The sequence below is a fragment of the Marinobacter halodurans genome, from assembly GCF_004327985.1.
Taxonomy (GTDB): Bacteria; Pseudomonadota; Gammaproteobacteria; order Pseudomonadales; family Oleiphilaceae; genus Marinobacter_A; species Marinobacter_A halodurans.
The window spans coordinates 44,038-50,895 of record NZ_SJDL01000039.1 but is presented as its reverse complement, the minus strand read 5'-3'; the positions used below and the strand labels follow the sequence as shown (position 1 = coordinate 50,895).

Below are 6,858 nucleotides of genomic sequence, written 5' to 3'. Positions count from 1 at the left end.
CTTGCGACCTACAACGACGATCCCAAGCCGTTTGTCTGGCGTAAAACAGCCAATCAAATCATTGCGTCAATCGCTCGGCTGTCCGACAAAATCAATAATAAGACGAACTTTTGTTAAAGTACACTAGTTGCAGCTATAGCGAAAACTGTCATCCAGTGCCAATGGCAGCACGAGGGTGCTGAACTGTCGGTTAATGCTGTCCGTGCACAGTGCTGCTCGTTGCGATGCGTCATTCGCATAGGCATCGAGGTATTCCGCGTTGAGCACCGGCTTGCTGGCATCGATAAAGGGCTGCAGCCTGTCGCACTCGTCGTACTGGAAGCACTGCTCGTTCACCGCGAAATCAAAATAGCTTACCAGCGAGTCGATTTGGTTCAGATCGTTCTTTAGACCCACGGCCAGTGTTCTTTGGTGGGTCTGGTTGGCGAGCCAGCGGTTGTAGGTGAGCTGGTCTGCGGCGGTGAAGCCGAAACCGGGATCGTTGGTGTAGCCGTCCATGTTGTCTGGCTCGACGCCGTCGCAGCCCTTGCTGACGGCGAGATCCAGCCGTGCCTCCATGATGCCCCGCACGTTCGGGTTGCGGATATCCAGCCAGCGTTCACCGGCCCAGCCATCCAGCGTGTTGCCCAGATCCGCGGCCTCGAAGTCTCCGGCATCGTCGCGCCAGTTTTCATAGGACCCGGCCGAGAAATAGCAGATGACTTTCCTACCCGAGGCCTGGATGGACTGGATAAGCGAGACATCGGAGTCGAACAGGTCGATGTCGTAGATTTCCACATCGTAGCCGGTGTCCACCGTACCCTGGAGTTGCCACTGCCAGGTCACCAGGGGAACCGGTTGATACCAGGCGCCGGCGGTAATCGGGGCGGGATCGGCTGCTTGGCCGGGTGATGCGCTATCGGATGTGCCGGTTGACGAGGAGCCGCCGCAGCCTGAGAGAAGGAGCGGCAGGAACAACAGTGTTCCCAATGCTTTCATGGAACCATCCCTGTTCGAATCACGGTTCCATTATAGGGCTTCGGGTGGGGCGGAGGTTGCCCATTCCTGTTGGGATACCCAATAAAAATCAGAGTGGGGTGGTGTCTGGAAGGGGTGAGGAAAGCCGGACCCCGGGTCGACGGGGTCCGGTGAGCGGGTGATCAGTAGTGAATCACCGTCCGGATGCTCTTACCTTCATGCATCAGCTCGAACGCTTCGTTGATGTCTTCGAGCTTGAGGTTGTGGGTGATGAAGGTGTCCAGCGGGATCTCGCCTTTCTCGGCTTTCTCCACGTAGCTTGGCAGCTCTGTCCGGCCCTTCACGCCACCGAAGGCTGAGCCTTTCCAGACCCGGCCGGTGACCAGCTGGAACGGACGGGTGCTGATTTCCTCACCGGCGCCGGCGACGCCGATGATGATGGATTCGCCCCAGCCCTTATGGCAGCACTCCAGGGCGGCGCGCATCAGCTTCACGTTGCCGACGCACTCGAATGAGTAGTCGACGCCGCCGTCGGTCATCTCGACGATGACTTCCTGGATCGGCTTGTCGTAGTCGTTCGGATTGACGAAGTCGGTAGCGCCCAGCTCTTCGGCGATCTTGAACTTGGCCGGGTTGATGTCGATGGCGATGATACGACCGGCCTTGGCCATCTTGGCGCCAATGATCGCGGCCAGGCCGATGCCGCCCAGACCAAAGATGGCGACGGTCGCACCTTCCTCAACCTTGGCGGTGTTCAGCACGGCACCGATACCGGTGGTGACGCCGCAACCCAGCAGGCAGACCTTGTCCAGCGGCGCTTCCTTGGGAATCTTCGCCAGCGACACTTCCGGCAGCACGGTGTACTCGGAGAAAGTAGAGGTGCCCATGTAGTGGTACAGCGGCTCGCCCTTGTAGCTGAAGCGGCTGGTGCCGTCCGGCATCACGCCCTTGCCCTGGGTGGCCCGGACCGAGCCGCACAGGTTGGTCTTGCCGGATTTGCAGAACTTACACTCGCCGCACTCGGCGGTGTACAGGGGGATCACGTGATCGCCCACTTCGACGGAGGTCACGCCCTCGCCAACGGCTTCAACGATACCGCCGCCCTCGTGGCCGAGGATGGTCGGGAACAGGCCTTCCGGATCGGCGCCGGACAGGGTGTAGGCGTCGGTGTGGCACACGCCAGTCGCGACGATGCGCACCAGCACCTCGCCCGCCTTGGGTGGTTCCACATCCACTTCAACGATTTCCAGGGGCTGGTTGGGGCCAAAGGCAACGGCCGCGCGGGATTTCATCTGTTGGTTCTCCTCAATTTCGATGTGCGATGCAATTCGATTAGGATAATGCACACTGCCGCCGTCCGCCCGTCGAATTGCCCCGGTTCAGGGACACATCGCCTGTAAATTTGGACACGGCGCGCCATCCGCCATTCAGTGAAGAGGTATTGCATGTCTGAACGCCAGAGACACCGCGTCGATCTGGTCATCTATCCGGGGTTCAAATCACTGGAGGCGATCGGCCCGCTGACGGTGTTCACCTATGCTAACAAGCACCTGGAAAGTCAGGGAATGCCCGCGTTTTATGATGTCCGCGTGGCCGCCGCGATGGCCGGGCCGGTGGAATCCGATACGGTGATGACGCTGGAAGCCGCCCAGCGACTCGACCCCGACGACCTGCCGGACACCGCCCTGGTGGCCGGCGCCCACGACATCGAAGGGTCCATGGCCAACGCCCAGGGGGTGATCGACTGGGTGAAAAGCAGCGCGCCGCGGATCAACCGGTTCGCGGCGCTGTGCACGGGCACCTTCTTCCTGGCGGAGGCCGGCCTGTTGGATGGCCGGCGGGCGACGACCCACTGGCGCATGTCGAAGCGGCTGGAGCAGCGCTTTCCGGCGATCGAAGTGGACGTGGATGCGATTTTTATCCAACAGGACAACCTGTGGACGTCGGCCGGCGTGAGCGCGGCGATCGACCTGTCGCTGGCGTTTGTCGAGCGCGACTGCGGTCACAAGCTGGCGCTGGAAGTGGCGCGGGATCTGGTGATCTTCCTCAAGCGGCCGGGCGGGCAGTCGCAGTTCAGTGCGGACCTGGCCAGTCAGATGTCCCAGTCCTCCGCCGTGCGGCGCATCCAGGCCTGGATCATGGATCACCTGGAAACGCCGTTCACGTCCAACGAACTGGCGGAGGAAGCCGCCATGAGCCTGCGCCATTTAACGCGCCTGTTCCAGAAAGAGACGGGGATGAGTCCGATGGAGTTTGTCGAGCGCTCGCGTCTGGACAAGGCCCGTCGCCTGCTGCAGGACACGGAATTGCCCCTGAAAAGCATCGCCTTTCGTTGCGGATTTTCGTCGGACGAGCAGCTCCGGCGCACTTTCCGCAAGTACCTGTCGATCCTGCCCACGGATTACCGGGCTCGGTTTTCCAGCCCTAATTGATACCAGCTCCGCAGTGCAGAGTTTGAGAGCCTCGATGTTCCGGGAAACTGTGCCACAACAACGGCATCCCTTACGAATCGGCCTTGAGGAATTGATAGCGTACCGGGCGATTCAGTTTCCTGACCTGACCCTCATCAATGGCACGCTTCAGCCACTCGTTGACCTGGGTTTTGTGCAGCCCCATGCTTTCCGTGAGAGTTTCCGGCGAAAACGGTTCTTCGGCCATGCGGCCCAGCTCCTTCAAGAACAGCAGGTAGAAGTCTGCGGGCTCCCCGCTTACAGATCCTTCTTCTTTTTCAGCGGAGATATCTGCAGGCTCTTTTTTGGCGGCAAACAAGGGTGGTTGTTGCTGGCCAGCAAACAGGTCATTGCTTTCATTGATTGGCTGCCCATTGAAGTTGTTGCTCTCCAGAAGGTTTCTGACGGAAATCGTGTCCGGATTGTTTCCACACCAATGACCGCCATGATTTACCAGATCCGCATTGGCGGCAGCAGGGTCATCAGTCGGCTTTACCCAGAGCGGCACCCAACTGTGTTTCAGATTTTCCCTAGCGCCATTGAGAGTGCCGCCTTTTTTGCCCGAATGGATTACTAGTGAACTGTCTGCCAGGCAATAGATGTATTTGTTTCGCGCCATTGCGTTGCCGGCGCTGAAGCCAGCCTCCGGATAGAACGGGGATACCAGAACAAGATTGCCCTCCATCAAGCCTTTGCGCCATTTGGCGCTGGTGGCTGCTTTCAGCAAGCTGTCCGCCATGACGCCGATCACCGGGCCGCCTTGGTCGATGGCTCCAAGCATGGCGGTTTCATCCACGCCGCGGGCACCGCCCGAAACGATGGCTATATCTTCAGAAGCCGCCTTGACACCAACCTGCCGGGTGAACTGTAGATCGATTTCATTGGCGTTGCGGGAGCCAATAACCGCAAGGCCGCCACTGTTGAGAAGCGCCTTGTTACCACAACCGAATAGCACCGGCGGCGAGTCGGCTTTCAGGTTTTTTTTTAGCCGTGCGGGGTATTCTCTGTCTGAGCGGGTAACCACCCAAAGGCCGGCCCGCTGCCACTTCTCGACCGCCAGGGCGAGGCTGTGCCCACGGTTCAGCAGGCTGACAATCCGGTCCTGCGTGATTTTGGCATCATGCCAGCATTTCAACAGGGCCAGCGGGTCGGCCTTCAGCAAATCCGCGGGGGTGCTGTTCTGATGCCTTAGCCACAGCGCAAACCGGCCCCACTCCTTGTTGGTCAAAGGCTGAGCCGGTTCCGACGAAGCTTTAGAAAAGTAGCTGGTCAGCAATAAGGTGGCTTGTGCGGTATGGGATAAATTCATGAGTCTTTTACCGAAGAAGAGGCCAGTGCAGCCGGGTAGACAACACCGCTGCCTGCTTGTTGTAGCAAAGCTGAGATGACTGTGAGCGTCCAGCCGGAATCAACGATATCGTCTACGAGAAGTACCGGTGTGTCTGGTATGCCTTCGGCGATCTCAAAGACACCATCCAGGTTCCGGCACTGATGAAAACGATTCTGTTGCCCCTTTTGGGGTTGGTTATCCTTGATCTTGGCCACTGCATCCACGAACGGCAAGTTCAGTCTTGCTGCCAGACGGCGAGCGAAATTCGGCACCACTTCAGGGTGGTTGCGTGAGGGCACGCAGCAAATCCATTCCGGCGTGGGGTTGGGCTGCCAGCGTTGGAGGATCATCTCTGCCAGGGCTTCCATCAGCTCATCGCTGAATTGCCCGGTGTGTTTCTGGTGCGCAACGATGCGACCCCAGCCAGCATCCCCCCAGCGGCACAGTACACGGCCTTCCTGTGCTCGGAGCTCCAGAGGCAGGTTACCTCTGAATCCGTATTCCATAAAGGCGTTGGCGGCGACTTGGGCTTTGGGTGGAATCACTATTTCAGCGTGTTTCAGGAAGGCCGCCGCCTGATGTGTGAGAGCCGGGTCAATCGCCTGGTTGGTCACTGGCTGCCCCAGGCAGGAGTCGCACTTTCCGCAAGACGTGGTGTCGTTGTCATCCAGTGCCTGTCGTAGATAGGCCATCTTGCAGCCGGTTTCGTTCAGGTAGGCCTGTACCTCGGCCCATTCCTGTTCCCGTTGATGGGTCAAGTGGTCAATCCGGGCCTGGTCCATGGTAAAGGGGACTGCGGTTCTGCGCCATTGGCTGCCAATTTTGACCACCGGTGCCGGGTTTTCGACGCTCAGCAACTTGAGCACTTTTTCGATCTGTCCGTGGCGCAGGTTGGTTTGCTCCTCGATACTGCGAATCGATAGTCCGTCGCTTTGCGCCATTAGCTGTAGTATTTCATCGACATGCGCCTGGGAGGGGAAGGCTGAACCCCGGAAGAACTCGTGAATATCGCCATCCTCGGTACCGGACATCAGTATGCCAACGGCGTGATCGATGCCTCGGCCGGCACGTCCCACCTGCTGGTAGTAAGCCACAATAGAGCCCGGAGCCTGATAGTGAACCACAAAGCTGAGATCGGGTTTGTCATAACCCATCCCCAGCGCAGTTGTGGCAACCAGTACCTTGAAATTGTTATTCAGCAATTGTGTTTCCAGATGCTGGCGATACTGGTTACTGTTCTCGAAATCTTCTGCGTCAATACTGCCATGATAGGCTTTTGCATCGATGCCCTGTTCGCGTAACCAGCGGGCCACCTGCTCGGCATCCCGCACCGTGAGCGTATAAACGATGCCCGTTCCATCCAGCGCGGGGATCACCTGAGCCAGCCATGCCAGGCGCGACGCTTGGTCGGGCAGAACCAGAGTTTGCAGAGCCAGGCTTGTCCGGGTTAGCGGCCCCCTGTGAATCTTGATATCGCCCAACTGGGTCTGAATGTCCGCGACCACCCGATTATTGGCGGTTGCGGTAGTGCCCAGCACGGGGGTGTGAGGGGGAAGTTGTTGGAGGATGCTCACGATGCGCCGGTAATCCGGGCGGAAATCGTGGCCCCAGTCAGAAATGCAGTGAGCCTCATCAATCACCATCAGGGCAATTCGGTCTGCTATGGGCTGGAGCACCGTCTCAATAAACCGGTCATTGGCCAGACGTTCCGGGGAGATCAGCAGGCAGTCGATTTCGTTATTCAGCATCCGCTGGGTAACGACATGCCAGTCATCACTGTTCGTTGAGTTCATGGTCTCGGCCGCAATGCCAAGGTTTCGGGCCGATTCGATCTGGTTGCGCATCAGGGCCAGCAGGGGCGAGACAATGATGGTTGGCCCCAGCCCCCGGTCCCGGAAGATTTTGGTACTTATAAAATACACCGAACTTTTGCCCCAGCCGGTGCGCTGGACCACCAACAGTTTCTGCCGGTGATTGACAAGGGCCTCGATAGCTTCCCACTGGCCCTCACGGAAAGCTGCGTTGGGGTTGGCGAGGGCGGTTTGTAGCAGTTGTTCGGCGCTGGCTTTATCAGTCTGGGTGTTCATCATCGGTCCTTGATGGGGTTATACGGTGAGCTCT

General features: G+C 58.7%; 5 protein-coding genes and 1 pseudogene. 2 read left to right on the top strand and 4 right to left on the bottom strand.

The window, feature by feature from the left end; genetic code table 11:
• Window positions 1-117: pseudogene (locus tag EZI54_RS25480) on the top strand (IS630 family transposase); the annotation flags it as partial.
• Between the two features lie 6 nt (window positions 118-123).
• Here EZI54_RS25480 and EZI54_RS19450 read toward each other — a convergent pair.
• Together EZI54_RS19450 and EZI54_RS19445 are read right to left on the bottom strand one after the other, a co-directional pair.
• Window positions 124-978: an endo alpha-1,4 polygalactosaminidase gene (locus EZI54_RS19450; RefSeq protein WP_131483551.1), complete on the bottom strand. Its 855-nt coding sequence runs from the start codon at window positions 976-978 to the stop codon at window positions 124-126.
• Between the two features lie 161 nt (window positions 979-1,139).
• The gene (locus EZI54_RS19445; RefSeq protein WP_131483550.1) at window positions 1,140-2,249 is read right to left on the bottom strand and encodes an S-(hydroxymethyl)glutathione dehydrogenase/class III alcohol dehydrogenase; all 1,110 of its coding nucleotides are present in this window, start codon (window positions 2,247-2,249) and stop codon (window positions 1,140-1,142) included.
• Window positions 2,250-2,402: 153 nt separating this feature from the next.
• Here EZI54_RS19445 and EZI54_RS19440 point away from each other — a divergent pair, with 153 nt between their 5' ends.
• Window positions 2,403-3,389, top strand: coding sequence for a GlxA family transcriptional regulator (locus tag EZI54_RS19440; RefSeq protein ID WP_131483549.1), 987 nt, complete (start codon window positions 2,403-2,405; stop codon window positions 3,387-3,389).
• 70 nt (window positions 3,390-3,459) lie between these two features.
• Here the strand turns inward: EZI54_RS19440 and EZI54_RS19435 are convergent, their stop codons facing one another.
• The gene (locus EZI54_RS19435; protein WP_131483548.1) at window positions 3,460-4,716 is read right to left on the bottom strand and encodes a DNA-processing protein DprA; all 1,257 of its coding nucleotides are present in this window, start codon (window positions 4,714-4,716) and stop codon (window positions 3,460-3,462) included.
• Window positions 4,713-6,824, bottom strand: a complete 2,112-nt coding sequence (locus tag EZI54_RS19430) for a RecQ family ATP-dependent DNA helicase (RefSeq protein WP_131483547.1) — start codon at window positions 6,822-6,824, stop codon at window positions 4,713-4,715. Before EZI54_RS19430 ends, EZI54_RS19435 begins: the two co-directional genes overlap by 4 nt.
• Window positions 6,825-6,858 lie beyond the last annotated feature (34 nt).